Annotated in this window: 23 protein-coding genes; 14 read left to right on the top strand and 9 right to left on the bottom strand. The window is 74.0% G+C overall.

Features of this window, described 5'->3' with window-relative positions:
• Positions 1 to 103 precede the first annotated feature (103 nt).
• From P3T35_RS29465 to P3T35_RS29455, 3 genes are read left to right on the top strand one after another with little or no spacing between them, the layout of a single operon-like run.
• Positions 104 to 721: an allophanate hydrolase subunit 1 gene (locus P3T35_RS29465; protein ID WP_101379120.1), complete on the top strand. Its 618-nt coding sequence runs from the start codon at positions 104 to 106 to the stop codon at positions 719 to 721.
• On the top strand, positions 714 to 1,574 hold the full coding sequence (locus P3T35_RS29460; RefSeq protein WP_101379121.1) for a biotin-dependent carboxyltransferase family protein: 861 nt from the start codon (positions 714 to 716) through the stop codon (positions 1,572 to 1,574). Before P3T35_RS29465 ends, P3T35_RS29460 begins: the two co-directional genes overlap by 8 nt.
• 55 nt (positions 1,575 to 1,629) lie before the next feature.
• Positions 1,630 to 2,673: a MerR family transcriptional regulator gene (locus tag P3T35_RS29455; RefSeq protein ID WP_101379122.1), complete on the top strand. Its 1,044-nt coding sequence runs from the start codon at positions 1,630 to 1,632 to the stop codon at positions 2,671 to 2,673.
• A gap of 67 nt (positions 2,674 to 2,740) precedes the next feature.
• Here the strand turns inward: P3T35_RS29455 and P3T35_RS29450 are convergent, their stop codons facing one another.
• Positions 2,741 to 4,165 carry a hypothetical protein gene (locus P3T35_RS29450; RefSeq protein ID WP_101379123.1) on the bottom strand — a complete coding sequence of 475 codons (1,425 nt, stop codon included), beginning with the start codon at positions 4,163 to 4,165 and terminating at the stop codon, positions 2,741 to 2,743.
• 279 nt (positions 4,166 to 4,444) lie between these two features.
• Between P3T35_RS29450 and P3T35_RS29445 the strand changes: the two genes are divergently transcribed.
• Positions 4,445 to 4,804: a hypothetical protein gene (locus P3T35_RS29445; protein ID WP_101379124.1), complete on the top strand. Its 360-nt coding sequence runs from the start codon at positions 4,445 to 4,447 to the stop codon at positions 4,802 to 4,804.
• Positions 4,805 to 4,986: 182 nt separating this feature from the next.
• The gene (locus P3T35_RS29440) at positions 4,987 to 5,163 is read left to right on the top strand and encodes a hypothetical protein (protein WP_180356334.1); all 177 of its coding nucleotides are present in this window, start codon (positions 4,987 to 4,989) and stop codon (positions 5,161 to 5,163) included.
• Between the two features lie 12 nt (positions 5,164 to 5,175).
• Here P3T35_RS29440 and P3T35_RS29435 read toward each other — a convergent pair whose 3' ends face one another.
• The gene (locus tag P3T35_RS29435) at positions 5,176 to 6,642 is read right to left on the bottom strand and encodes a hypothetical protein (RefSeq protein WP_101379125.1); all 1,467 of its coding nucleotides are present in this window, start codon (positions 6,640 to 6,642) and stop codon (positions 5,176 to 5,178) included.
• A gap of 656 nt (positions 6,643 to 7,298) precedes the next feature.
• Between P3T35_RS29435 and P3T35_RS29430 the strand changes: the two genes are divergently transcribed.
• Entirely contained in the window at positions 7,299 to 8,288 is a 990-nt protein-coding gene (locus P3T35_RS29430) for an aminoglycoside phosphotransferase family protein (RefSeq protein WP_228718767.1), read from the top strand.
• Positions 8,289 to 8,312: 24 nt separating this feature from the next.
• Here the strand turns inward: P3T35_RS29430 and P3T35_RS29425 are convergent, their stop codons facing one another.
• The 3 genes from P3T35_RS29425 to P3T35_RS29415 form a co-directional block, all read right to left on the bottom strand.
• A complete protein-coding gene (locus P3T35_RS29425; RefSeq protein ID WP_101379127.1) occupies positions 8,313 to 9,497 on the bottom strand; it encodes an acyl-CoA dehydrogenase family protein in 1,185 nt (394 codons plus the stop codon).
• 142 nt (positions 9,498 to 9,639) lie between these two features.
• Complete coding sequence (locus P3T35_RS29420; RefSeq protein WP_101379128.1) at positions 9,640 to 10,134, bottom strand: hypothetical protein; 495 nt, start codon at positions 10,132 to 10,134, stop codon at positions 9,640 to 9,642.
• A 734-nt stretch (positions 10,135 to 10,868) separates the two neighbouring features.
• Positions 10,869 to 11,066, bottom strand: coding sequence for a DUF397 domain-containing protein (locus P3T35_RS29415; protein WP_228718766.1), 198 nt, complete (start codon positions 11,064 to 11,066; stop codon positions 10,869 to 10,871).
• Between the two features lie 247 nt (positions 11,067 to 11,313).
• Here P3T35_RS29415 and P3T35_RS29410 point away from each other — a divergent pair, with 247 nt between their 5' ends.
• Both P3T35_RS29410 and P3T35_RS29405 read left to right on the top strand, forming a co-directional pair.
• A complete protein-coding gene (locus P3T35_RS29410) occupies positions 11,314 to 11,829 on the top strand; it encodes a PTS fructose transporter subunit IIA (RefSeq protein WP_101379130.1) in 516 nt (171 codons plus the stop codon).
• Positions 11,830 to 11,984: 155 nt separating this feature from the next.
• A complete protein-coding gene (locus P3T35_RS29405) occupies positions 11,985 to 12,989 on the top strand; it encodes a polysaccharide deacetylase family protein (protein WP_280708431.1) in 1,005 nt (334 codons plus the stop codon).
• 531 nt (positions 12,990 to 13,520) lie between these two features.
• Here P3T35_RS29405 and P3T35_RS29400 read toward each other — a convergent pair.
• Entirely contained in the window at positions 13,521 to 14,300 is a 780-nt protein-coding gene (locus tag P3T35_RS29400; RefSeq protein WP_101379131.1) for an aspartate/glutamate racemase family protein, read from the bottom strand.
• A 68-nt stretch (positions 14,301 to 14,368) separates the two neighbouring features.
• Here P3T35_RS29400 and P3T35_RS29395 point away from each other — a divergent pair, with 68 nt between their 5' ends.
• On the top strand, positions 14,369 to 15,526 hold the full coding sequence (locus P3T35_RS29395; RefSeq protein WP_280708428.1) for a glycosyltransferase: 1,158 nt from the start codon (positions 14,369 to 14,371) through the stop codon (positions 15,524 to 15,526).
• 7 nt (positions 15,527 to 15,533) lie between these two features.
• Here P3T35_RS29395 and P3T35_RS29390 read toward each other — a convergent pair whose 3' ends face one another.
• Complete coding sequence (locus P3T35_RS29390; protein WP_101379133.1) at positions 15,534 to 16,409, bottom strand: alpha/beta hydrolase; 876 nt, start codon at positions 16,407 to 16,409, stop codon at positions 15,534 to 15,536.
• A gap of 59 nt (positions 16,410 to 16,468) precedes the next feature.
• Positions 16,469 to 17,155, bottom strand: a complete 687-nt coding sequence (locus tag P3T35_RS29385) for a thiol:disulfide interchange protein DsbA/DsbL (RefSeq protein WP_101379134.1) — start codon at positions 17,153 to 17,155, stop codon at positions 16,469 to 16,471.
• A 219-nt stretch (positions 17,156 to 17,374) separates the two neighbouring features.
• Between P3T35_RS29385 and mscL the strand changes: the two genes are divergently transcribed.
• From mscL to P3T35_RS29360, 5 genes are all read left to right on the top strand, one after another.
• On the top strand, positions 17,375 to 17,872 hold the full coding sequence (gene mscL, locus P3T35_RS29380; protein WP_180356335.1) for a large conductance mechanosensitive channel protein MscL: 498 nt from the start codon (positions 17,375 to 17,377) through the stop codon (positions 17,870 to 17,872).
• A gap of 194 nt (positions 17,873 to 18,066) precedes the next feature.
• Positions 18,067 to 18,639: a DUF6643 family protein gene (locus P3T35_RS29375; RefSeq protein ID WP_101379136.1), complete on the top strand. Its 573-nt coding sequence runs from the start codon at positions 18,067 to 18,069 to the stop codon at positions 18,637 to 18,639.
• 163 nt (positions 18,640 to 18,802) lie between these two features.
• Positions 18,803 to 19,660, top strand: coding sequence for an MOSC N-terminal beta barrel domain-containing protein (locus P3T35_RS29370; RefSeq protein ID WP_101379137.1), 858 nt, complete (start codon positions 18,803 to 18,805; stop codon positions 19,658 to 19,660).
• Positions 19,661 to 19,738: 78 nt separating this feature from the next.
• The gene (locus P3T35_RS29365; RefSeq protein ID WP_101379138.1) at positions 19,739 to 22,132 is read left to right on the top strand and encodes a right-handed parallel beta-helix repeat-containing protein; all 2,394 of its coding nucleotides are present in this window, start codon (positions 19,739 to 19,741) and stop codon (positions 22,130 to 22,132) included.
• A gap of 51 nt (positions 22,133 to 22,183) precedes the next feature.
• Positions 22,184 to 22,981 carry a DeoR/GlpR family DNA-binding transcription regulator gene (locus P3T35_RS29360; protein WP_101379139.1) on the top strand — a complete coding sequence of 266 codons (798 nt, stop codon included), beginning with the start codon at positions 22,184 to 22,186 and terminating at the stop codon, positions 22,979 to 22,981.
• A gap of 28 nt (positions 22,982 to 23,009) precedes the next feature.
• Here the strand turns inward: P3T35_RS29360 and P3T35_RS29355 are convergent, their stop codons facing one another.
• The gene (locus P3T35_RS29355; protein ID WP_101379140.1) at positions 23,010 to 24,122 is read right to left on the bottom strand and encodes a PLP-dependent cysteine synthase family protein; all 1,113 of its coding nucleotides are present in this window, start codon (positions 24,120 to 24,122) and stop codon (positions 23,010 to 23,012) included.
• Positions 24,123 to 24,144: the final 22 nt, after the last annotated feature.

The following is a 24,144-nucleotide window of genomic DNA, read 5'->3' as shown; positions in this document are numbered from 1 at the left end:
AGCCGGCAACGAGAGCCATCGAGGAAGGCGGGCACGGCAGCATTAATGCGAGCCATTATTAATGGGGGCCATTATCAGAGCTCATGACCTGACCGTTCGCCGGATGGGCGAGCAGGCCCTGCTCCTGGAGGTAGACGACCCGGAGCAGGTCGGCGCGCTGTACGCCCAGCTGCTGGCGGCCCGGGCGGACGGCACCCTGGGCGGCGGGCCGACCGAGATCGTGCCGGCCGCGCGCACCGTGCTGCTCGACGGCGTGCCGAAGCCGGCCGCGCTCGCCGAGCTGCTGGCCGGCTGGTCGGTGGCGGCCACCGCACCGACCGACGGCCCGCTGCTGGAGCTGCCCACCGTGTACGACGGCGCCGACCTGGTTGATGTCGCCGCCCACTGGGGAGTCAGCCCGGCGGACGCGGTCCGCCTGCACAGCGCGATCGAGTACCGGGTGGCGTTCTGCGGCTTCGCACCGGGGTTCGGCTACCTGACCGGGCTGCCGCCCGAGCGGGCGGTGCCCCGACGGGCCACCCCGCGCCCCTCGGTGCCGGCCGGCTCGGTGGCGGTGGCGGGCCGCTACACCGGGGTGTACCCGAGCGCCTCACCGGGCGGCTGGCAACTGCTCGGGCGCACCGAGGCCAGGCTCTGGGACACCGCCCGCGAGCCCGCCGCGCTGCTGGCCCCGGGCACCCGGGTGCGTTTCGTGCCGGTGGCGGGGTCCGCCGATGCCTGAACTGCTGATCACCCGCGCCGGCCCGCTCACCACCGTCCAGGACCACGGCCGCCACGGCACCGCCCACCTCGGCGTCCCCCGCGCCGGCGCCCTGGACCAACCCGCCTACCTGGCCGCCAACCGGCTGGTCGGCAACGCCCCCGGGGCCGCCGTCCTGGAGACCACCCTCGGCGGCGCGGCAGTGACCGCGACCGGCAGCCCGCTGCTGGTCGCGGTCACCGGTGCCCCGGCCCGGATCACCGTCAACGGTCAACCTGCCGCCTGGGGCGCACCGGTCTTCCTCCCGGCCGGCGCGACCCTGAACGTCGGCCCCGCCGACTCGGGCGTCCGCAGCTACCTGGCGGTCGCCGGCGGCCTGGTCCCGCCGCCGGTGCTCGGCAGCCGCTCCGCCGACCTGCTGGCGCACCTGGGCCCGCCGCCGCTGCGTGACGGCGACCGGCTGCCGGTCGGCACCACCCACGGCCCACCCGCCGCCGAGCTGGTGCCGCTGCCCGCGATGCCCACCGAGCTGGTGCTGCGGCTGCTGCCGGGCCCACGGGCCGACTGGCTGCTGCCCGGCTCACTGGTCGCGCTGGCCCGGGCCCGCTACCGGGTGGCCACCGCCAGCAACCGGATCGCGCTGCGCAGCGAGGGGCCGGCCCTGATCCGGGCGCGGCACGGCGAGTTGGAGAGCGAGGGCATGGTGCTGGGCGCGGTGCAGGTGCCGCCGGACGGGCAGCCCGTGGTCTTCCTGGCCGACCATCCGACCACCGGCGGCTACCCGGTGATCGGCGTGGTGCCGGAGGCCGACCTGCCGGCCGCCGCGCAGGCCCGCCCGGGCACCCCGGTACGGTTCATACCGATCATGGGTTGACCCTCCCCCAGGGTGAGGGTCCAGCATGAGCGGCATCCGCAAAGGGGGGAAACGGATGACGGAGCTGACCATCGGGGCGTTCGCGCGGGCCTGCGGGCTGTCGGCGAAGGCGCTGCGGCTCTACGACGAGCTGGAACTGCTGCGCCCGGACCGGGTGGACCGGGTCTCCGGCTACCGCTACTACCGGCCCGAGCAGCTCGAACCGGCCCGGCTGGTCGCCCATCTACGGCGGATCGGCGTGCCGCTGGCCCGGATCCGCCGGGTGCTGGAGCTGCCGCCGGATCTGGCCGCCGACGAGCTGACCGCCTACTGGCGGCAGGTGCTGGCCGAGACGACGGCCCGCCAGGACTTGGTCACCCACCTGGTCGACCACCTGCGCGGCCGCCCGCCGGTACTGACCGGCGCCCTGACGCTGCGCTGCGCCGCCCGCTCCGACCTGGGACGGGTGCGCGAGCGCAACGACGACACCGCCTACGCCGACGCCGGCCTGCTCGCGGTCGCCGACGGCTACGGCAGCCCCAGCGCGGGCGGCGCCGCGATCGCCGCCCTGCGCGCCGTGGACCCGACGGCGCTCGGGCCGGGCGGGCTGCTGAACGCGCTGGACCAGGCGGTGCGGGAGAGCGTCGCCGACACGCCCGAGGACATCGGCACCACCCTGACCGCACTGCTGGCCTGCGGCGACCAGCTGGCCCTGGTGCACATCGGCGACTCCCGCGCCTACTTGCTGCGCGAGGGCGAGCTGTTCCGGATCACCCACGACCACACCCTGGTGCAGACCATGGTGGACGAGGGCCGGCTCACCCCGGCCGAGGCCGCCTCGCACCCGCAGCGCACCCTGCTGCTGCGCGCGCTCACCAGCACCGCCCCGGGCCGGCCGGACCTGACGCTGTTCACCGCCCGGGCCGGCGACCGCTATCTGCTCTGCTCGGACGGCCTGAGCGCGGTGGTCCGCGAGGAGCACCTGCACACCGTGCTCAGCACGGTCGCCGACCCCGAGCGGGCCGTGCAGCAGCTGGTCGACCTGGCGAACCGGGCGGGCGGACCGGACAACATCGCCTGCGCCCTGGCCGATGTGATCCCTAGCGATCCCGCGCCGTGAGCCGCCCCCGCACCCGGACGACCCGAGCGGGCACTACGTGGCGCGCAGCCGACTCACCAGTCACTCCTCAACGATCCCGCGCCGTGAGCCGCCCCCGCACCGCCGCGTGCACCTCGGCCTCCTCCGCCGGATCGGCCGCCAGCCGGCGCAGCCGCTCCAACACCCGCGCGTCCCCGGTGGTCACCACATGGCGGGCGGCCAGCTCACGGGTCGCCTCCTCGCAGTCCCACAGGCACTCCACCGCGGGCCCGCAGGCGAAGTAGAGGTCGGTGAGGGCCAGTGCCTGGGCGGCCCGGCCGCGCAGGTCGGACGAGGCGGCCTCGCCGTAGATGTACCGCAGCGTCGGCACGGCGTCGGCGGCGGCCAGCCGCCCCGCGCCGTCGACCAGCGCGGCCAGCCCGGCGCCGCGCACCCCGTGCACCTGGAGCCAGCGGCGCAGCCCGGTGACCACCGCGGGCGCGTCGCACGCCTCGCCGATGTCGGCGAGCAGCAGCATCGCGGCCTCGCCGAGCGCGCTGTCCGTGCCACCGGTGGCCGGGTCGGCCCAGCGGCGGGCGGCCGGCAGCGCCTGCGAGCCGCGCATCCGGCCCACGGTGTCCAGCGCGGCGGCGACCACTCGCTCGTCGGCGGCGGCCGCGGCGGCCTCGATCAGCGCCGGCAGCGCGGGATCGTCCTGGTCGGCCAGGTGGCGCAGGGCGGCCCGGCGCGGGCCCTCGGCCCCGTCGCGGGCGGCGGCGTGCAGCAGTTCGCGGTCCTCGGGCCGGGCGACGGCGGCCAGGCAGCGGGCCGCGGCGGCGGCCCGGCGCTCCACTGCGCCCGGTTCCGGCTCGCACTGGTCGGCCCAGGCGAGCACGTCGGCCACGCTCCAGCCGGGCGTCACCGCCGGGCGCTGGAACTGCCGCTGCCACAGGTCGAACGGGGACTGCTCGCCGGCGGCGGCGATCCGGGGGTGCTGGGCGGCCCAGAGCCGCCAGGGCCGGGGCTCGTAGGCGCCGCGGATCGCGGCCCGCAACTCGGCCTCGCCCTGCGGGTCGGCGGGGAACCGCCGCAGCACGGCGGGGGCCAGCGCGAGCAGCGCCGCGTCGTCGTCGCGCAGCGCCAACTCGTCCAGCGCCCATGCCCAGTTGCTGCCGGTGGCCGCGTACTGGCGGAGCAGCAGCAGCGCGTCCCGGCGGCCGTAGCCGGCCAGGTGGCCGAGGACGGACAGGGCCAGGCCGGTGCGGTTGTCGTCGGGGTCGGTGAGGTCGTCGGAACAGTTGAGATGCCGCTCGATGCCGCCGAGCGGAGCCTCCAGGTCCATGTAGACCCGGGCGTAGTAGAGGGAGCGGTTCTCGACCTGCCAGTCGCTGCGCGGGTCGCTGGTGACACACTCCTCAAGGGCGGCGATCGCTTCGTCACGGTCGGCTGCGAGCGCATGCAGCTGCCCGTCGCCGCGTCCTCTTTGAAGCAAGCCGAGGAGGCTGGCACTGGGGGCTATCACGGGCTCGAACATGAGGTCAGCATCCGTTGCGGCGGTCGTCGTGGCAACGGGATTTCCGTCGCCGGGGTCTGTTTGGTCTGGTCGTACGGGCGCCCGGGCGCCGGAAGCACCGTAGGTTACCGCCTGCCTGCCCGGTATGCACACAGTGCCGCGACCGGTCGAATTTCGACGTTTGGCATATGCCAGATGAGATTTCCAATCAGCTCCGTCATTCCACCCACACGCTGCGTGATCTTGTGAGACAGTCGTCTCACAGCAACCGCCATCCGAACCTCACCGACGGGACGGCCGATGAGCCACCATCCGCTCCGTACAGCGGCCGCACCGGCCCCGGTCCAGGAGGCGGCGGCCGTCGAGTGGGATTTGGTCCGGGACGCCGTGCGGTGGTCCCCGGCCGCCTACCAGCTGCTGGCCAGGGACCCGGCGCTCGGCCCGCTCACCCTCGACGAGCTGCCCGGCCAGCTGCTGCCCGAGGACCGTCCGGTGCTGCGCCGGATGGTCACCGAGGCCTTGGTGCACGGGCGCCCGGTGGCGGGCGTGCTGCGGGTCGCCGACTCGCCGAGCGCGCGGGCCGTGGCCTGCACCGGCCGGGCCGACCGGGGCACGGACGGCCAGGTGGTCGCGCTGCGCATGGTCCTCAACGCGCTCTGAGCACTGTGGCCCCAATGCGTCCGAGCAAGGTGCCCAATGGTGCTCGACCCGGTCCGACCGAGGCCCGCCCCGGCCGGATGGCGTCTTGCCTGCCCCCGCCGAATGCTTGCCAACCAGCGCACATATGCTGTCCGCCGCAGTGTCGGCAACAGGGCGGACCTGCACAAGGGAGGACCGTTCCGATGGACAAGCAGATTCTTCACAAGGCCGCGTTCCTGCTGCACGAGTGCCACGAGCCGGAGAACGTCGTGGTCGAGCGGCTGAAGGAGTACTTCCCGGTCCTGACCCTGGTGGAGCGCGAGCGCTACGTCCAGGAGGCCTGGGACCAGGTGCACACCGCGGGTGTCGACAACATCTGAGCCCCGAGGGGGCTATCCGGCAGGGCGGCGGCTCGGCGGAACCGCCGCCCTGATCTGCGCCCGCAGCTCGGCCACGGCCTGCTCCCCCGCGAACGGCTCGGAGAGCCGGTACATCCGGCGCAGCCGGTCCCAGGTGCGGCGCGACGAGGTGTCACCGATCTTGGCCAGCGCGGCCGTTGCCGACTCGTGGGCAGCCTCCGGCTCCCCGGCGAGCCACTGCACGGAAGCCAGCGTCACCAGGTCGAGCAGGGTGGACCGCTCCTGCCCTTTGACTGCCCGCAGCCCCATCGCCGCGGCGGCGTGGGTCAGCGCCGGCCGCACCGCGCGCGGGTCGTGCTCCGCCAGGGTGCGGTAGACCAGGAACTCCATCCCGTGCAGCTCGGACTCGTTGAAGGACTGCATCCAGACCGGCTGCGGCTCCGTCGAGTCGAGCACGAAGTACTCCTCGGCCTCGCCGAGGAGCCGCGACACCTCCGTGCGGTTGCCCAGGGTGGCCTGGGCCCAGGCCTCCACGGTGTTGAACATCGCCCGGGTGCGCGGAGCCGTGCCGTCCCCCGCGCCGGCCCGGGCCAGCCGCATCAGCTCCAGCGCCTCCGCACCCCGGCCGTGGTGCAGCAGTTGGCGCGCGGTGCGGGAGATCGCCTCGCCGGCCCGCGGCCGGTCGCCGGCCTCCTTGGCGGCCTGGGCGGCGATCACGAAGTACCGCTGGGCGGTGCGCTCCAGGCCGACGTCGTGGGACATCCAGCCGGCCAGCACCGCCAGGTTGGCCGCCACCAGCCAGAGCCGGCGGGCCAGTTCGGGCGGATGACGGTGGGTCAGCAGCCCGCCGACCTCGTTGAGCTGGCCGATCACGGCCTTGCGCTGCAGCCCGCCGCCGCGTGAGGCGTCCCAGGCCCGGAACACCTCGAAGGAGTGCTCCAGCGCCGCGACCTCCTCAGCTCCGGCCGGGCCGGGTTCATAGACGTCGACGATCAGGCGGGCGGCGGCGGTGATCGGCTGCCGCGGGCCCGGGCGGGCCGCGGCCTGGGCGACGGAGGCTCCGGAGAGCCAGGAGTAGAGCGAGTCGGGGATGACGCCGGCGCCCGGCAACTCCGGGCCGGCTTCGGTGTGTCCGCGTCGGTTGAGCATGAGATCCATTCCGGTGTACTCGGTGAGGATCTCTGCCGTACGATCCGGCTCCGGGGTCGCGGCCCCTCTTTGGGGGGTCGCACCGCTGCGCCGTTGCCGGGTCAGGCCGAGGTCCTCGATGGAGACGACACGGCCGAGTCGCTCGGTGAACACGGCGGCCAACAGCGTCGGTACCGGGTCGCGCGGGACCTCGCCCCACTCGATCCACCGCCGCACCCGCGAGGTGTCGGTGGACAGCTGCTGCTGTCCGATCGCCGCACCTCGCCGGTTGACCAGCCGAGCCAGTTCACCCTTCGACCATCCGGTCAGTTCGAACAGATCGGCGAGTCGGATGTTGGGTCCGTTGCCCACTCTCAAGCCCCCAGGGTCTCGGCTGAGTTCGAGCCTAACGAGCTGTCATGTGCCACGCGAGCATTCGCCAGGCTTCGCCAGGGTGCGCCAACTGGCAAGCCATGCCTGCGTAGGTGTCAGGTAGAGATGCGCCACCACGCACCGGGCCAACTGGCCCGGAAATGCGGGCTCCACGACCTCTCGGAGCCGCTCGCGGACCGCTTCGGCGGCCCGGGGGCAGGGGTGGCGCAAAGGGGTGGCGCGCCTGGCGCCGCTCCCGGCCGACCGGTCCGACCGGCGCATTTCCCCAGGATGCGTCGAGCGGTCCGGCCGGCCGGGGTCGGCTCGGGTGGCTCCCCCGGCGCGGTCGCCCGCCCACCCCACCCAGCGCGGGTGGCGACCGCTCGGATCCGCACTCCTTGGTGCGCCGGCGCACTCCCCTGTGGCCCCGGCGTACGCCGCCAGTCGACCTTGCCAGGGCCCCCGCCTTGGCCGTCATATGCCATCGGCAAGGAAGGGAAATCCGCCCCCTCATGTACTCCTCAGCGACTTCCCCCACCGCGTCCCGGATCGGAACCGCGCCACGGCCACCGGCCGCCGGGACGGTCCGCCGGCCCGGGCTGAAGCCCGCGCTCCCCCCAGCCCGCCCGGTGGGGCGCATCGAGGCACCGGGGTTCATCCCGCGCGCCGGTGAGCGCCTGCTGCGCCCCCGCGCGCCCCAGTCGGTCCCCGTCTCCGAGGGGTGGGGCCGGGTCGACAACGCCGCACTGGCGGCGCCGTCGGTGCGGGCCGCGCTGGCCCACATCACGCGGATATGTCCCGCGTTCTCGGCGCGTCAGGTGCTGCGCGAGGATGCGGCGCACATCCTGATCACCGGGCTGATCGGGCGCACCCCCGTGGTCGCCAAGTGCCTCTCCCCGCAAGCCGTGCAGGGCGACAACCGGGCGCTCCTGGTGGAGCGGTTCCGCCGCGAGGTCGCCGTCTACCGCTCCTTCGTGCGACACCGCCCGCCGGTGCGGATGCCCCGCCTGGTGGCCGCCGACCACGACCGCTGCGTGCTGGTGATCGAGCGGATCCCGGGCCGGATCGCCGCACTCGAACGGCACCCGGCCGACGCGCCGACCCCGGGCGAGGTGCGGGCCATGCTGGGCGCGGTGCGCGCGCTCAACCTCTGGCGCCCGCCGACCGACGTCTTCCAGGCGCCGCTGGACTACCAGTTCGAGATCAGCCGCTACCACTCGGTCGGGCAGCTGACCGACCGGGACGCCGGCGATCTGCGCCAGCTGCTGCACGGCCTGTCGCACACCGGCTGGCAGCTCTGCCACGGCGACGCGCTGCTGAGCAACATCATGCTGGCGCCGTCCGGCCCGGTGCTGCTCGACTGGGAGCAGGCCGGCTGGTACCTGCCGGGCTACGACCTGGCGGTGCTGTGGAGCGTGCTCTCGGCGGACACGGCAGCACGCCGGCAGATCAGCCAGCTGGCGCAGGTGGGCGGCACCCTGGCCCGGGACGCGTTCCTGGTCAACCTGGTGCTGGTGCTGATGCGCGAGCTGCGGATCTACGACGTGCCGGGCGCCGGCGAGGAGCAGCGGCTGATGATCCGTCGGCTGTACGACGACGCGGCGCTGGCGCGGCGCGCGGTCCGGGCCGCGGTGGGGACTCGCTGAGCCGCCCGGCCCCATGGGGCACGGCTACCCGCGGTCCAGCGCGGCGCGCCCGGCGGTCTCCAGCACGGCCTGCGGGGGGCGGCCGTGCACCTGGCCGCTGAGCGCGTCGCGCAGCTGGCGTTCGAGCGGCTGACGGCGGCTCAGGCCGGCGCTGCCGGTGAGCTCCACGGCCGCCCGGACGGCGTCGACCACCGCGCGGCAGACCAGCAGGTGGGCCGGGCCGGTCCGGGCCACCGCGGTCTCGTCGCCGGCGTCGATCCGGCCGGCCAGCCCCGTCACCAGCTCCTCCGCGCCGATCAGCGCGCTCTCCAGTTCGCCCAGCGCGGCCTGGTAGTGCGGTAGCGCACCCAGCGGCTCGCCGGTACCGCCGGGCGTGCGCCGGCTCAGGAATCCCACCAGCCAGTCGCGCGCGGCCCGGCCCACGCCGATCTGCACGGCGGCCAGCGCCAGGTCCCGCCAGGCGGTGGTGGTCGCGGAGCCGATGTCATCCAGGCGCAGTCCGGTCACCAGTTCGGCGGGCACCGCCACCTCGGTGAACCGCAGTTCGTGGCAGGTGGCGGCGCGCAGCCCGAGCTGGTCGCCGACCGGGTCGACCTCGAGCCCGGGGCTCTCGGCGCGGATCAGGAAGGTGCCGGTGCGCGGCTCGGGCTCGGCGGTGCGGATCCGGACCGCCAGCCAGGCCAGCGCCTCGACGCCCGGGCAGCCGGTCAGCCGGCCGCTGAGCCGCCAGCCGCCCTGGGCCTCCGACTCGGAGGACCCGCCCTGGGCCCTCGGCCCGCGGGAACCCCATGGGCCGGGTCGGGCGATCAGCGGATCGGCGGTGGCGTCCACCGCGGCGACCAGTGCCGGGCCGCGGCGCGATTCGGCCAGCAGGCGTCGATAGACGGGATTCGGCCAGCCGCCGGTGCGGGCCTGCTCGGCGTGGTGCAGCAAGGTGTTGGCGGCGAGCAGGGCCACCGAGGCGTCGCCGCGGCCGAGTTCGGCCAGCACCTCGACGACCTCGGCCAGGCCGGCGCCGGGGCCGCCGTACTGCCGGCCGACCGTCAGGGTCAGCAGGCCTATCTCGTGCACCGCTTCGACGCCCTGGTACGGAAAGGTGGCATCCCGGTCGTGCTCCTCGGCCCGGGCCGCCAGCAGGTCCACCACCCGGGGCAGCCCGCGCAGCGCGGCCGCGGCGGGCGGCTGGGTGTCGGTCGGGGTGCTGGTCATGGCTCACTGCCTCCGGGGGCCGACTGGGGCGCGACGGCCGACTCGGGGGCGCGTCGCGCGATGGGGGGCGTACGCGTGACGGGGGCGTGCGGAATGGCCGAAAGGCGCGCAACAGCCTCCCGGCCCCGATTCGGCCCTGCCGTCAGCCCTGCTGGAAGAGATCGGCCGGCAGCGGCTTGAGCAGCTGGTACAGATCGTCCGCGATCGGCCGGTCCCAGGAGGCGATGGTGACCTGCACCTGGTCGCTGCGGTCGAACTGGGCGCAGAACACCCGCCCCTCGGAGACCTTGATCTTCTTCACGATCAGCAGGTCGTCCCGGAGCATCACCGGGAAGTCCTCGGCCGACACGAAGTCCACCGGCTCCTCGATCTCCAGCGCCGCGAGCAGCTGTCTGACCTCGAACGGCACGCCGTCGGGGGTGTCCCGGGCCGGCGAGCCCTCCGGCAGGTTGCCGATGAACATCGCGGGGCCCCGGCCGCCGAACAGGTCGTAGCGCAGGAAGATCCCCTGGCACGAGCCGTCCGGGCCGGACATCATCGCGGCGCCGAAGAGCCCCGGCCAGTCACCCGGGTCCATGGCGAGCACGTCGAAGTCCGGGCCCGCGGGCGCGCCGGAACGTCGGCGGAGAAAAGACATGCCGCCATGGTACGTGTCCGCTCGGCGCGCGCCGCACCGGGCAGGCCGGGCTGGCTCGTTCGAACCACGTTCGAAGGCGGTTCACAGACGCGTCGGCTCCACGCTCCGAGACGAATGTTGACGCTGAGCAACCGTCCGGGCTACGGTCGCGATGTACGGCAGCTGCTGTGGACCTGTCCATGTGGGGGTGGCCTGCTGTGGCGCATTCGCGTGCGCTCGCGTCCCCCCGCTATGGCACATCGTCGTGCGACGGCTGCAAGTTCAGCACACCATTCACCTGAAGCACCCTTCACCCAAAGCCTGGTTCGTGGGTTCCCCGACTCTGTCGCACCTGCGGGCCACGCCCGGGACACCGACGCGTGGGGGCGTTCGGATCCCGAGCACCGGCGGCCAGGGCTCTGCCCCGCCGCCACCTCCCGGCGACGGCCGACTGCGCGCGCAGTCGACCCGGGGAACCGCGGGAGGACGCCCGGCGTCGCGAGCCGGGTAGCACAGCAGACGCCGTGCACGACCGCGTGGGGGCGGTCGGCACGGCGTCTGCCTGTCTGAGCCATCTGCCGTCGGAGCCGGCCCGGATTCCAGCCGTCCTCGGAGTCGGCGCGGGTTCCAGCCGTCCTCGGAGTCGGCGCGGACCGGGGAGCCGGCGCGGACCGGCCGACGGGGTGTCAGCCGGCCGCGCCGGGGAGCCGGCGCGGACCGGCCGACGGGGTGTCAGCCGGCCGCGGCCACCCGACTCAGTCCAGGTCGAACTCGCCGTCCTGGGCGCCGAGCACGAACGCGTCCCACTCCGCCTGGGTGAAGACCAGCACCGGCCCGTCCGGGAACCGGCCGTCCCGCATCGCGATGTAGCCGTCCACGAAGGCGATCTGCACATCGCCCGGCGAACCGTCCTCCTGCCTGGCGGAGAGCCACTCGGCCCCCGTGGTGTCCAACTTCGGCTTGGGGGACGGTGCGACGGCCTCGGCGCCCGCTGCGGCCTCGCCGCTACCCGTTTCCGTTGCCACTGGTGGTGCTCCTCCCGGACGGTGTTTCAGGACCGCCAGCGTATCGGCCAACCCGTGGGCCGGGGTGCGGTTTCCACGCCCCCCGGCGCGGGCGGCGGGCTCGGCGGGGCCGGGTTTGGGAGAGTGGCCGTGGCAGGAACCGGACGGCAGGACGCGGCAGAACTGGGAGCAGCCGATGGGGCAGATCTCCCCGCGAGGCGGGGCCGGAGCGGACGTCATCCCGATCGGGGAGGCACCGTCGGCCACCCGGGTGCCCAGCCAGGCCCCGACCCGCTCGGCGGCGCTGGGCCGGGTCGGCGTGGTGCTGGTCTCGCACAGCCGCGAGCTGGCGCAGGAGACCGCCGACCTGGCCCGGGCGCTGGCCCAGACCGACGACCCGTCAGCGGTGGCGGCCACCGGCGGCCAGCCGGGGGACGGGCTGGGCAGCAGCGCGCTGCTGATCGCCGCCGCGGCCCGCCGGGTGGACCAGGGGCACGGGGTGGCGGTGCTGGCCGACCTGCCGGGCGCGGTGCGCACCGTGCTGGCGCTGCTGGCCAGGGCGGACGAGCACGGGCTGCCGTTCCCGGTGCGGTTCGCCAACGCACCGTTCGTGGAGGGCGCGGTCGCGGCGGTCGCCACCGCCTCGGCCGGCGGCGACCTGGCGGCGGTGGTCGACGCCGCCGAAGAGATGTACAGACAGCGCAAGGTCTGAGCCTCCTTCGGCCGTGCACCGGGCTCCCCCGGCCGAGGGCCGAGGGAGGCCGAAAATGTCCGCCCCACCGCGTACAACCATCCGCGCGGCGCAGGAGTCAGCACTGCGTCGAGGGATCACACGCCGGGTCAGCCCGGCCTCGCCTGGGGAGCACCGTGCCGCGATCGGACACCACCACGCCGGACCTGACGTCCTCCGCGCCGCGTGGCAGCGCACTCATGCCACTGCGCGCGCCCGCACTCACCGCCGTGCCCGCCGCCGACCGCCTGGTGCACTGGCTGCGCCACTCCCCCGCCCATCCGCTGTTCCGCGCGCACGCCGCCCGCCGGCTGGCCGTGCTCGCCTACAGCCGGGTCACCGACCAGCGGGCCTTCGGCGCCCAGCTGGACCGGCTCTGCCAGGTCGCGGTGCCGATCTCGCTGCCGGCCCTGGAGCAGGCGGTGGCGGTCGGCCGGCCGCTGCCGCCGCGCAGCGTGCTGATCACCTTCGACGACGCCGACCGGACCGTGCTGGAGCACGCCATGCCCGCCCTGACCGCTCGGGGGCTGCCGGCGGTGGCCTTCGTGGTGACCGAGCTGATCGGCACCGACCGGCCGTCCTGGCGTGACGAGGCGGCCTTCCTGCTGGCCCACCGCGGGCAGGCCCGGGCCCTGGTGCCGGACGCCCGGTACAGCCGGTTGGAGCAGTTGGCCGCGCTGCCCGACCCGGACCGCCGGCGCAGCATGCACGAGCTGCAGGTCAGCGCCACCGCGCAGGCCCCGCGCCGCCAGCGCCTGACCCCGCAGGACCTGCGGCGGCTGCTGGCCGGGCGGGTGGCGATCGGCAGCCAGAGCCTGGGCGCGCCGGAGCTGGGGCGGTGCGACGACGAGACGGTGGCGACCGAGCTGCGCAGCGCACACCGGGAGCTGACCGCCTGGCTGGGCGCGGCGCCCACCGCGTTCGCCTACCCGGGCGGCGGGCATGAGCCGCGGGCCGCCCGGGTGCTGGCCGAGCTGGGCTATCGGGCGGCGTTCCTGACCGATCATCGGCTGAACCGACGACTGCCCAGGGAGGCACTGCGGGTGAGCCGGCTGTCGGTGGACACCAGCTTCCCCCGGGACCACTTCGAGGCGGTGCTGTCAGGCCTGCAGTCGGCCGTCAGGCGCTGGCGCGGCCTCTGAGCTCAGCGCACCCGCCAAGCCCCCGGCGCGGCCTGTGAGGTCCGCGCACGGGCAAGCGGGTGGCCCGGGCCTACGACGGCAGTGCACGGGTCGTCCCGGCGGCGCGGTCTCCGGGGCCAGCGCAGCAGCCAACCCGCCAGAGCGGGCCCGGAGGCCCTTGCACCGGTGAGCTGCCGGCACGGCCTCCGGGGGTCAGCCCACGGCCAGTCGGCCGAAGCGGCCCCCGAGGCCACTGCACGGGTCAGCCGACGGAGCTGCCTCGCAGCTCAGCGCACAGCCAACCCGCCAGAGCGGCCCCCGAGGCCACCGCACAGGTCAGCCGGCGGAGCTGTCCCTGAGGGTCACCGCACGGCCAACCCGCCGAAGCGGCCCCCGAGGCCACCGCACGCGTCAGCCACCGGAGCTGTCCCTGAGGGTCAGCGCACGGCCAACCCGCCGAAGCGGCCCCCGAGGCCACCGCACGGGTCAGCCACCGGAGCTGCCTCGCAGCTCAGCGCGGAGCCAAGCCCCCTTCGCCGCGCGGCGTAGGCGTCAGCGCACCGGGACGGCGAGCAGGGCCCGGCCCTCGGCGTAGGCTGCGGCCGCGGCGGGCAGGGCGCCGGGGCGGCCGCTCGCCAGCACCGTCAGGGTGCCGCCGCCGGTGTCGGCCAGCGTCTCGGCCGACAGGCGGCGCAGCGCCTGGGCAGCCACCGCGGCGGCCGAGCCGTGCATCACCAGGTCCGGCACGGCGATGCCGGCCAGCGCGGCGCGGATCCGGTCGGCGACCAGTTCGTAGTGGGTGCAGCCGAGCACCAGGGTGGTGGTGCCGACCGGGGTGAGCGCGGCAGCGGCGGCGATCGCGCGGTCCATGGCGGCCTCGTCGGCTGCCTCGACCGCGTCCGCCAGGCCCGGGCAGGGCACCTCGGTGATGTCCGCGGTGCCGCCGAACTCGGCGATCAGGCCGCGCTGGTAGGGGCTGCCCGTGGTCGCCGGCGTGGCCCAGATCGCGACCGCGCCACCGGACGCGGCGGCCGGCTTGATGGCCGGCACCGTCCCGATCACCGGAATCCGCGGCTCCAGTTCGGCGCGCAGGGCGTCCAATGCGTGCACCGACGCGGTGTTGCAGGCCACCACCAGCGCATCGGGTTCGAGCGCCGCCGCCGCGCGGGCGCACAACAGCGCGTGCTCCGTCAGGTCCGCCACGGTGCGCGGGCCCCAGGGCATGCCCTCCGGGTCGTTGGAGATCACCAGGTCGGCGTCCGGGCGCAGCTCACGAATGGCCGCGGTGGCGGGCAGCAACCCGATTCCTGAGTCCATCAGTGCGATCTTCACAGTGATTGACCCTAGCCGATCCGGCGATGTGGCCCATCCGGGCCGCGCCGCTGCGGCAGACTGCGGGAGTGACGCCGTTCTGGATCATCGTGTCCCTGTTGTCCGCGGCCTGCTGGTGCTGGCTGACCGTCGGCCAAGGCTTCTTCTGGCGCACCGACCAGCGCCTGCCGCCGCACCGGATCGACCCCGACAGATGGCCCGACGTGGCCGTGGTGGTCCCGGCCCGCGACGAGGCCGAGGTGCTGCCCCGCAGCCTGCCCGGCCTGCTGGCGCAGAAGTACCCCGGCCGGGCCCGGGTGATCCTGGTCGACGACCACAGCAGCGACGGCACCGCCGAGACGGCCCGCCGGCTGGCCGAGGCGGGCGGCCTGCCGCTGACCGTGACCACGCCCCCGCCGCTGCCGTCCGGCTGGACTGGCAAGCTGTGGGCGGTGCGGCACGGGGTGGAGCTGGCCGGCGAGGCGGAGCTGCTCTTCCTCACCGACGCGGACATCGCCCACGGCCCCGGCGTGCTGGCGGCCCTGGTGGCCGGCGCCGAGACCCAGCGGCTGGACCTGGTCTCGCAGATGGCCCGGCTGCGCACCGAGACCGGCTGGGAGCGGCTGGTCGTGCCGGCGTTCGTCTACTTCTTCGCCCAGCTCTACCCGTTCCGCTGGAGCAACCGGCCCGGCTCCCGCACCGCCGCGGCGGCCGGCGGCTGCTCGCTGGTCCGCCGCGACGCCCTGGAGCGGGCCGGTGGGGTGGCGGTGATCCGCGGCGCGGTGATCGACGACGTGTCGCTGGCCCGGGCGGTCAAGCGCTCCGGCGGCCGCACCTGGCTGGGGCTGGCCGAGCGCGACCCGGAGCTGACGGTCCGCAGCGTGCGGCCCTATGTCGGGCTCGGGCCGCTGTGGCGGATGATCTCCCGCAGCGCCTACGCCCAGCTGCGCCACTCGCCGCCCCTGCTGCTGGGGACGGTGCTCGGCCTGGCGCTGATCTACCTGGTCCCGCCGGTCGCCACCGCGGTCGGCCTGGCCACCGGTCAGCTGCCGGTGCTGCTCGCGGGCGCCGCCGCCTGGCTGCTGATGACGGGGACGTATCTGCCGATGACCCGCTACTACGACCGCCCGGCCCCGGCCGCGCTGCTGCTGCCGTTCACCGCCCTGCTCTACCTGCTGATGACGGTGGACTCGGCGGTGCAGCACTACCGCGGCCGTGGCGCGGCCTGGAAGGGGCGCACCTACTGACGGTCCGTCAGCGGGGCAGCCGGTCCAGGAAGGCGGCCACCAGCGGGGCGATCTCGGGCAGCTTCTCCTCGAGCGCGAAGTGGCCGGTGTCCAGCAGGTGCAGCTCGGCGTCCGGCAGGTCCCGCAGGTAGGCGCGGGCCCCCGCCTCGACGAAGAACGGGTCGCCAACGCCCCAGATGATCAGCGCCGGCGGCCGGTGGGTGCGCAGCCACTGCTGCCACTCGGGATAGCGCGCCAGGTTGCTGTGGTAGTCCAGGGCCAGTTCGACCTGGATCTCCTTGCGGCCGGGCAGGTCCAGGAAGTGCTGGTCCATGGTCCAGCCGTCGGGACTGACCAGCGACGGGTCGCCGGTGCCGCCCTCGTACTGGTCGCGGGTGACCTCCGCGGTGAGGATCTGCCGGACCGCCCGCTCCGCCCCGGGCACGCCGGGGCGGTTGGCGGTCATGGCCTGCGCGGCGGGCGACAGGCCCTCCAGGTAGGCATTGCCGTTCTGGACCACCAGACCGGTGATCCACTCCGGGTGCCGGACGGCCAGCCGGAGGCCGACCGGTGCCCCGAAGTCGAAGGCGTAGAGGGCGAACCGGTCGAGGCCGAGGGCCTTGCAGAAGCCCTCGATCACGTCCGCCAGGCTGTCGAACCGGTAGTCGAACTCGGCCGGGTCCGGGCAGTCGCTGTGCCCGAAGCCCGGGTAGTCGGGGGCGACCAGGTGGTAGTCCGCGCCGAGTGCGTCGATCAACCGGGCGTACTGGTGCGAGGAAGCCGGGAACCCGTGCAGCAGCAACAGGGTGGGCGCCGTCGGCTCCCCCGCCTCCCGGTAGAAGATCCGCAAGCCGTTGACCTCGGCGAAACGGTGGTGGACCTGCGGTATCCGCAACTCGGCCATGGTGGCCGCCCCCTTGGATTCGAGCGTCGTCCTGACATCTCGAATCTAACCATCAAAAATCACTTAGGCGGTAGTCCCGACTTCATCGGCACCTGGTGCTTGTCGGACTGCGCCGGCAGCTGGGACACCATCTGGTCGACGACGGTCACCATCTGCTCGGCACTGCCGGTCCGGCTGGGGGTGGTCTGGTTGGCGCCCTGCACGATGGCGGCCGGGATCTCGTTGACCTCGTAGCGGGCCATCTCCTGCGGCGCCTGCTCGACCTCCTGGGCCACCTGGGGCGACTCGTAGGCCGCGGTGAACTGACCGCGGTCCACCTGGTGCTGCTCGGCCCACTGGGCGGCCGCGCCCTCGGTGGTCAGGTCCAGGCCCTGGTCCCGCACCGCCTGGAAGACCGAGAGCTGCAGCCGGTCCACCTGGCCGAGGCGTTCGAGTGTGTAGTAGAGGCGGGCGTGCGCACGCTCCACGTCCTGGTCCGGCGCGCTCGACCAGACCGCCGGAATCCGGCGCAGCACGACGTCCTTGGGCTGCTTGGCGGCCCAGTCCTCCAGCGGCTTCTCCAGTGCCTGGGAGTGGCTGCAGCCGTACCAGAAGAACTCGACGACCTCACGGGTGTTGGCCTGGGTGACGGGTTGGGGGTGGTTCAGCGGGGCGTAGGTGCCGTCGGCGGTGGCCTGGGTCGGAACCCCGGCAAGACCGATGACCGCGGTGACCAGCACGGCGGCGGCACGAGCAACAGGTGTCATGGGCGCACCGTGTCAAACCGCCCGCGAGCGGCTCCAGCCGACATTCCGGGGTTCCCCCGAACGGGGCAGCCGATCCGCCCGACCGCCGGACAGCGGCGACGCCGGTGGCCGGTCCGGCGCGTGCGTGTCCAAAGCATCCGACAGACCGTCAACTTCGGTACTCAGGAACCACTGGTACGAGTGACATCGGGTGGACCGGGCGTCTCGGAGGTGGCCAGGATGGCCGCTGCAGAGCGGGCGGCCGTCGGCCCGCACAGACCCCTGGAGAGAGCCGTGCTGAAAGGGTTCCGCAGCTTCCTGCTGCGTGGAAACGTGGTCGACCTGGCGGTCGGTATCGTCATCGGGGCGGCCTTCACCGCCGTGGTCACCGGGTTCGTCACCGCGTTCCTGACCCCGCTGGTCGGCGTCGCCTCCGGCGCGGTGGGCGACTTCTCGAAGGAGTCCTTCACGCTGGTCGGCACCACCTTCCCGTACGGCGCCTTCCTCAACGCGCTGATCAGCTTCGTGCTGGTCGCGGCGGTCATCTACTTCGTGGTGGTGGTCCCGGTGACGAAGCTTCAGGCGAGGCTGGAGAAGCCCAGGGCCGCCGATCCGGCCAAGGTCGACTGCCCGCAGTGCCTGAGCCGGATTCCGGCCGCGGCGGTGCGCTGCTCGTTCTGCACCTCCGAGGTGGCGGGGCTGCCGGGCTTGCCTGCTCAGACCGCTCAGCGCGGCTGATCGCGCGCCGGTGTGCGCCCCGGAGCGCGGGGCGCACACTCCCAGGAAATTCATAGAATGTCCGGAAAGCGCTGCCGATATGTCCGATCTCCGGCCATTCGAGGAGTTTGCACTGGCGAAGAGTGCGTAAACATCTCGAACTACCACCCCTCCCAGTCTCCTCAGGGGCGCATTCTGGGCTTACGGTATGCCCCATGACCTCGCCCCGCTCCTACGACGGAAGCGGCTACTACCCTCCGTCCTTCTCGTCGGGCACGCCCATCTACGACAGTCTGGTCGCAGAGCGCGGAGTCCCGCAGATCGCGCCGATCAACGTGCCGGCCGCCCTGCCGCCGGCTCCGGCCGCGACCCCCTCCTATGCCCAGGCCTACGCCCCGGCGATGGAGTCCACCAGCCTGCTGCCGGCGCTGCCGCCGGCCCGCCTCGCGCTCGGCCCGGGCACCGGTGGCGGCTACCAACCCGCCCCGCCCGCGCCCGGCTACCCCGGCCAGGGCTACGTGCCCGCCCCGCGGGTGCCGGGTACGCCGATGCCGCCCGGCTATCCGCAGCCGGCCGCGCCGCAGCCCTGGGACCAGCAGCCCGGCCAGTTCCGCCCGGCCGCGCCCGTCGGCCAGGCGCCGATGGCCCCGGTGCGGCCGATGCCGCCGCAGCAGTTCTTCCAGCAGCCCGGCCAGCAGCAGCCCCAACCGCCGCAGCCGACCATGCAGTTCGGCCAGCAGCAGCCCTACCCGCAGCAGCAGCAGCCCTACCCGGGACAGGTCTACTGACCGAGCGACACGGTCAGCCGACCGAGGGGGACGGTCATCGACGGACCGCCCGGCACGCCACCACGGGCCTGCCGGGCGGTCCTCGCATCTGGGCACCCTGCCGGGTCCGCTACGCGCGTTACCCGACGACGACTCGGCGAGCCTAGCCTGGCAGGATGTCGACATGCCTGCACTGCTCGGACTCCACCGATACCCCGTCAAGTCGCTGTACCGGCTGAGCCCTCGGGAGGCGGTGGTCGAGCCGTGGGGCCTGCGCGGCGACCGGCGCTGGATGCTGGCCCGACCCTCCGGTCTCGCCGTCACCCAGCGGGACCTGCCCGCGCTGGCCGGCTTCCGCCCCGAGCCGGCGGAGGACGGCGGCCTGCTGATCACCGACCCCGACGGCGCGACCCTGCACGTGCCCGCGCCCCGCACGCCATCGGTCCGCGGTGAGGTCTTCGGCTGGGCCTTCGCCGCCGCCGAGGCCGACGAGAAGGCCCAACTCTGGTTCCGGGAGCGGCTCGACGACCCCGAGCTGCGCCTGCTGCACCTGTCCGACCCGCGGGCCCGGCCGATCGACCCGGCGTTCGGCGAGCCGGGCGAAACCGTGAGCATGGCCGACGGCTACCCGCTGCTGGCCGTCACCACCGCCTCGCTGGCGGCCCTCAACGACTGGCTGGTGGCCGGCGGCGGCGAGGCATTGCCGGTCTCCCGGTTCCGGCCCAATGTGGTGATCGACGGTACCGAGCCCTGGGAGGAGGACCACTGGCGCCGCCTCAGGATCGGCGAACTGACCTTCCGTGCCGTCAAGTTGTGCGGCCGCTGCGTGGTCACCACCACCGACCAGGAGGTCGGCGAGCGGCGCGGCGCCGAGCCGCTGCGCACCCTGCAGAAGCGCCGCCGGTTCGACAAGAAGGCGGCCTTCGGCGTCAACCTGATCCCCGAGCGACCCGACGGGGTGACGGGCGACGCACTCGGCACCCTCCGGCTGGGCGACGAAGTGACCGTGCTGTCCCGCGGCGAGCGATTGCCGGCGGCATAGCCGACTCAGCCGAGCACGCTACGGTGGGCCGGACGAAAGCACAGGTCGAGCAGCGGGAAGGCGGGACGACCGAGCGTCATGAGTGAGAACCGGGTCCGGGTCACGCAGGACAGCGGCTCCCGCTGGCGGCGGCGCGCCGGGGAATATGCCACGCTGACCGAGGCGCTGGCCGTCGCCGAGCCCGGTGACACGGTCACCGTGCGCCGGGGCGTGTTCCGCGAGAACGTGGTGCTCGACAAGCCGGTGCACGTGGTCACGGCTGACGGCCCCGGCACCGTGCGGATCGACCCGCCGTCCGGCACCGCACTCACCGTGACCGCCGGCGCCACCGTGCGCGACCTGGTGATCGAGGGCTGCGACAGCTCGGCCCCCGCGGTGCTGATCGCCGGACCGAAGGCCACCGCCAGCCTGGTCGGCTGCCGGGTGGACGGGCATGCCGCGGTCGGCATCGAGGTGACCGACCAGGCCGAGGTGCTGCTCACCGGCTGCACCGTCGCCAACCCCTCGGGCCTGGGCCTGCGGCTGCGCGGCGAGGCGGTGGCGCGGTTCGAGGAGTGCGAGGTGTCGGCCGCCGGGCAGGCCGGGCTCGCGGTGCTGGAGGGCTCCGGCGCCCGGCTGCACCGCTGCCGGCTGCACCATGCGGCCGGGGCCGGCGTGCTGCTCAGCGACGCGGGCAGCCTGGCCGAGCTGACGGGCTGTGAGATCTTCGAGATCCGGGGCAGCGGCGTGCAGGCGGAGTCCCGGGCGGTGGGCCGGCTGACGGACTGCGAGATCCACCGGGTCACCGGCAACGGGCTCACCCTGGACACCGAGGCCGAGCTGGAGCTGACCGAGTGCCGGCTGCACGACCTGCCGGAGAACGCCGCCGACCTGCGCGGCCGGGCCGCGCTGACCATGGAGCGCAGCGCCGTGCGGGCGTTCGGGCGCGGCGCGCTGTCGATCTGGGACCCGGGCACCCGGGTGGCGGCCACCGGCTGCGAGATCGAGGACAGCACCGGTGACTACCCGGCGATCTGGGTCAGCGACGGCGCCCAGCTGACCCTGACCGACTGCGCGCTGCACGACCTGCCGGACGCGCTCTTCGTGCTGGACCGGGACTCCCGGGCCACCGTCACCGACACCTCGTTCAGCCGGATCCGCAGCTCGGCGGTGTCGGTCAGCTCCGGCGCCACGGTGGAACTGGCCCGCTGCCGGGTGCAGGAGGCCGGGACCGGGCTGTGGTTCCGCGACCACGGCAGCGGCGGCCGGCTCACCGATTGCGAGATCGCCGAGGTGGCCACCGGGGTGATCGTCACCAAGGGCGCCGATCCGGTGCTGCGCGGCTGCGTGGTGCGCGGCAGCGCGGAGGCCGCGGTCTACGTCTCGGCCCAGGGCCGGGGCAGCTTCGAGGAGTGCCGGGCGATCCAGGGCCGGGGCTTCGGCTTCCATGTGATCGACGGCTGCCGGACGGTGCTCACCCGCTGCCGTGCCGAGCAGAACCGCCGGGCCGGCTTCGAGTTCTCCGAGCCGGGCCCGATCGCCGAGGGCTGCACCTCGGACGACGTGGCCCCGCCGCCGCCCGCCGAGTTGCCGGCCCAGCGCGCCGCCCAGCTGACCTCGGCCGCCCCGCCGCTGGTCGCCCCGCCCCAGATCTCGCCGATCCCGGACTGCCGCCCGGCCGACGAGGCGCTGGCCGAACTGGACGCGCTGATCGGCCTGGCCACCGTGAAGCAGGAGGTGCGCACGCTGATCGACCTGATCTCGGTGGGACGGCGCCGGATGCAGGCCGGGCTCAAGGCACCCTCGCTGCGCCGGCACCTGGTCTTCACCGGCTCCCCGGGCACCGGCAAGACCACGGTGGCCCGGCTGTACGGCGAGATCCTGGCCTCGCTCGGGGTGCTGCAGCGCGGGCACCTGATCGAGGTGGCCCGGGTGGACCTGGTCGGCGAGCACATCGGCTCCACCGCGATCCGCACTCAGGCCGCGTTCGACCAGGCCAGGGGCGGGGTGCTGTTCATCGACGAGGCCTACACGCTGGCGCCCGAGGACGGCGCCCGGGATTTCGGCCGGGAGGCGATCGACACCCTGGTGAAGCTGATGGAGGACCACCGCGACGAGGTGGTGGTGATCGTGGCCGGCTACACCGCCGAGATGGAGCGCTTCCTCGCCGCCAACCCGGGCCTGTCCTCGCGGTTCTCCCGCACCATCGCGTTCCCCGACTACACCGATGCCGAGCTGCTGGAGATCACCCGCACCCAGTGCGTGGAGCACCAGTACCAGCTGGCCGAGGCCACGGCCGGAGCGCTGCTGAAGCACTTCGCCACCCTGGACCGCGGCCCGAGCTTCGGCAACGGGCGGACCGCCCGGCAGGTCTTCGAGACCATGGTGGAGCGGCACGCGATGCGGGTGGCGCAGCTGCCCGACCCGTCCACCGAGGACCTCCAACTCCTGGTTCCGGCCGACCTCCCGCTCCCGCATCCGCACCCGGCCTGAGTCGTGGCAGGATGATCCCATTGAAAGATCTACGAGGCGGGGCGATAGGACGTGGCCGACAACAGCAACCTGCTGGCCGAGCAGCGCCGGGCACTGATCCTGGACGAGGTTCGCCGGCGTGGTGGAGTCCGGGTCAATGAGCTGACCCGGCGGCTGAACGTCTCCGACATGACCATCCGCCGGGATCTCGACGCCCTGGCCAAGGTCGGCGCGATCGAGAAGGTGCACGGCGGCGCGGTGCCGGTGGAGGAGGCCCGCACCCATGAGCCCGGCTTCGAGGCGAAGTCCTCGCTGGAGCTGTCCGCCAAGGAGGAGATCGCCCGGGCCGCCGCGGCGCTGGTGGCGCCCGGCAGCGCGATCGCGCTCTCCGGCGGCACCACCACCTTTGCGCTGGCCCAACACCTGGTGGCGGTGGGTCAGTTGACGGTGGTGACCAACTCGGTGCGGGTGGCGGACGTCTTCGAGCGGGCCCAGCGGCAGGGCGAGGCGGGCGGCACCACGGTGGTGCTGACCGGCGGGGTGCGCACGCCCTCGGACTCGCTGGTCGGGCCGATCGCCGACCGGGCGATCCGCTCGCTCCACTTCGACCTGCTGTTCCTCGGCACCCACGGGCTCGCCCCGGAGGCCGGGCTCTCCACGCCGAACCTGGCGGAGGCCGAGACCAACCGCAACTTCGTGTCCTCGGCCCGGCGGGTGGTGGTGGTCGCCGACCACACCAAGTGGGGCGTGGTCGGGCTCTCCACCTTCGCCGAACTGGCCGAGGTGGACACCTGGGTGACCGACTCGGAGCTGCCCGAGACGGCGGCGGAGTCGGCCCGGGAGTACATCCGGGACTTGGTCATCGCCTGAACGGGCGTGGCCGTGGCCCGAGTTGCGGTCACTCCGACCAGGCGGCACCGGCCAGGAACCGTTCCAGGGCCTCCTGATGGGGCGCGATGTCCAGGCCCTGCTCGGCGAGCCAGGCGTCCGAGTAGTACTTGTCGAGGTAGCGGTCGCCGGGGTCGCAGATCAGGGTGACCACGCTGCCCCGCTCGCCGCGCCGGCGCATCTCGGCGACGATCCGCAGGGCGCTCCACAGGCCGGTGCCGGTGGAGGCGCCGGCCCGCTTGCCGAGCACCCGCTCCAGCACCCGGATGGTGGCGATCGACGCGGCGTCGGGCACCTTCATCATCCGGTCGATCGCGCCGGGCACGAAGCTGGGCTCCATCCGGGGGCGGCCGATGCCCTCGATCCGGGAGCCGGTGGCCACGCTGGCGTCCGGGTCGTGGTTGACCCAGCCGTCGAAGAAGCAGGAGTTCTCGGGGTCGGCGACGCAGATCCGGGTGTCGAACTGCTGGTAGTGCACATAGCGCGCGATGGTCGCCGAGGTGCCGCCGGTCCCGGCGGTGGCGACGATCCAGCTGGGCTCGGGGTGGGGCTCCAGGCTCAGCTGGGCGAAGATCGACTCGGCGATGTTGTTGTTGCCGCGCCAGTCGGTGGCCCGCTCGGCGTAGGTGAACTGGTCCATGTAGTGGCCGCCGGTCTCGGCAGCCAGGCGGGCCGAGACCTCGTAGACCTCGCCCGGGTTGTCGACCAGGTGGCAGCTGCCGCCGTGGAACTCGATCAGCTCGATCTTGGCGCGGCTGGTGCTGCGGGCCATCACCGCGATGAACGGGACGCCGACCAGCTTGGCGAAGTAGGCCTCGGAGACGGCGGTGGAGCCGCTGGACGCCTCGATCACCGGCTTGCCGGGCCTGATCCAGCCGTTGCACAGCCCGTAGAGGAAGAGCGAGCGGGCCAGCCGGTGCTTGAGACTGCCGGTCGGATGGGTGGACTCGTCCTTGAGGTAGAGGTCGATGCCCCAGTCGGACGGGAGCGGGAAGCGCAGCAGGTGCGTATCGGCGGAGCGGTTGGCGTCGGCCTGCACCCTGCGTACCGCCTCCTTGAGCCAGCGGCGGTAGTCGGCGTCGGAGCGGTCGACGTCCAGGGCGCTTCCCAGGGTTTCTGTCATGTGATCTATTGTAACGGAAAGT

Source organism: Kitasatospora sp. GP30, assembly GCF_029892145.1.
Taxonomy (GTDB): domain Bacteria; phylum Actinomycetota; class Actinomycetes; order Streptomycetales; family Streptomycetaceae; genus Kitasatospora; species Kitasatospora acidiphila.
This window is presented reverse-complemented; position numbering and strand designations above follow the sequence as displayed.

Coding starts and splice junctions, on each gene's coding strand:
- P3T35_RS29410 (WP_101379130.1), top strand. CDS start 11,314: ATGGGGCAGATCTCCCCGCGAGGCGGGGCCGGAGCGGACGTCATCCCG.
- P3T35_RS29455 (WP_101379122.1), top strand. CDS start 1,630: ATGACGGAGCTGACCATCGGGGCGTTCGCGCGGGCCTGCGGGCTGTCG.
- P3T35_RS29465 (WP_101379120.1), top strand. CDS start 104: ATGGGCGAGCAGGCCCTGCTCCTGGAGGTAGACGACCCGGAGCAGGTC.
- P3T35_RS29420 (WP_101379128.1), bottom strand. CDS start 10,134: ATGTCTTTTCTCCGCCGACGTTCCGGCGCGCCCGCGGGCCCGGACTTC.
- P3T35_RS29365 (WP_101379138.1), top strand. CDS start 19,739: ATGAGTGAGAACCGGGTCCGGGTCACGCAGGACAGCGGCTCCCGCTGG.
- P3T35_RS29450 (WP_101379123.1), bottom strand. CDS start 4,165: ATGTTCGAGCCCGTGATAGCCCCCAGTGCCAGCCTCCTCGGCTTGCTT.
- P3T35_RS29440 (WP_180356334.1), top strand. CDS start 4,987: ATGGACAAGCAGATTCTTCACAAGGCCGCGTTCCTGCTGCACGAGTGC.
- P3T35_RS29370 (WP_101379137.1), top strand. CDS start 18,803: ATGCCTGCACTGCTCGGACTCCACCGATACCCCGTCAAGTCGCTGTAC.
- P3T35_RS29355 (WP_101379140.1), bottom strand. CDS start 24,122: ATGACAGAAACCCTGGGAAGCGCCCTGGACGTCGACCGCTCCGACGCC.
- P3T35_RS29385 (WP_101379134.1), bottom strand. CDS start 17,155: ATGACACCTGTTGCTCGTGCCGCCGCCGTGCTGGTCACCGCGGTCATC.
- P3T35_RS29375 (WP_101379136.1), top strand. CDS start 18,067: ATGACCTCGCCCCGCTCCTACGACGGAAGCGGCTACTACCCTCCGTCC.
- P3T35_RS29460 (WP_101379121.1), top strand. CDS start 714: ATGCCTGAACTGCTGATCACCCGCGCCGGCCCGCTCACCACCGTCCAG.
- P3T35_RS29390 (WP_101379133.1), bottom strand. CDS start 16,409: ATGGCCGAGTTGCGGATACCGCAGGTCCACCACCGTTTCGCCGAGGTC.
- P3T35_RS29425 (WP_101379127.1), bottom strand. CDS start 9,497: ATGACCAGCACCCCGACCGACACCCAGCCGCCCGCCGCGGCCGCGCTG.
- P3T35_RS29445 (WP_101379124.1), top strand. CDS start 4,445: ATGAGCCACCATCCGCTCCGTACAGCGGCCGCACCGGCCCCGGTCCAG.
- mscL (WP_180356335.1), top strand. CDS start 17,375: ATGGCCGCTGCAGAGCGGGCGGCCGTCGGCCCGCACAGACCCCTGGAG.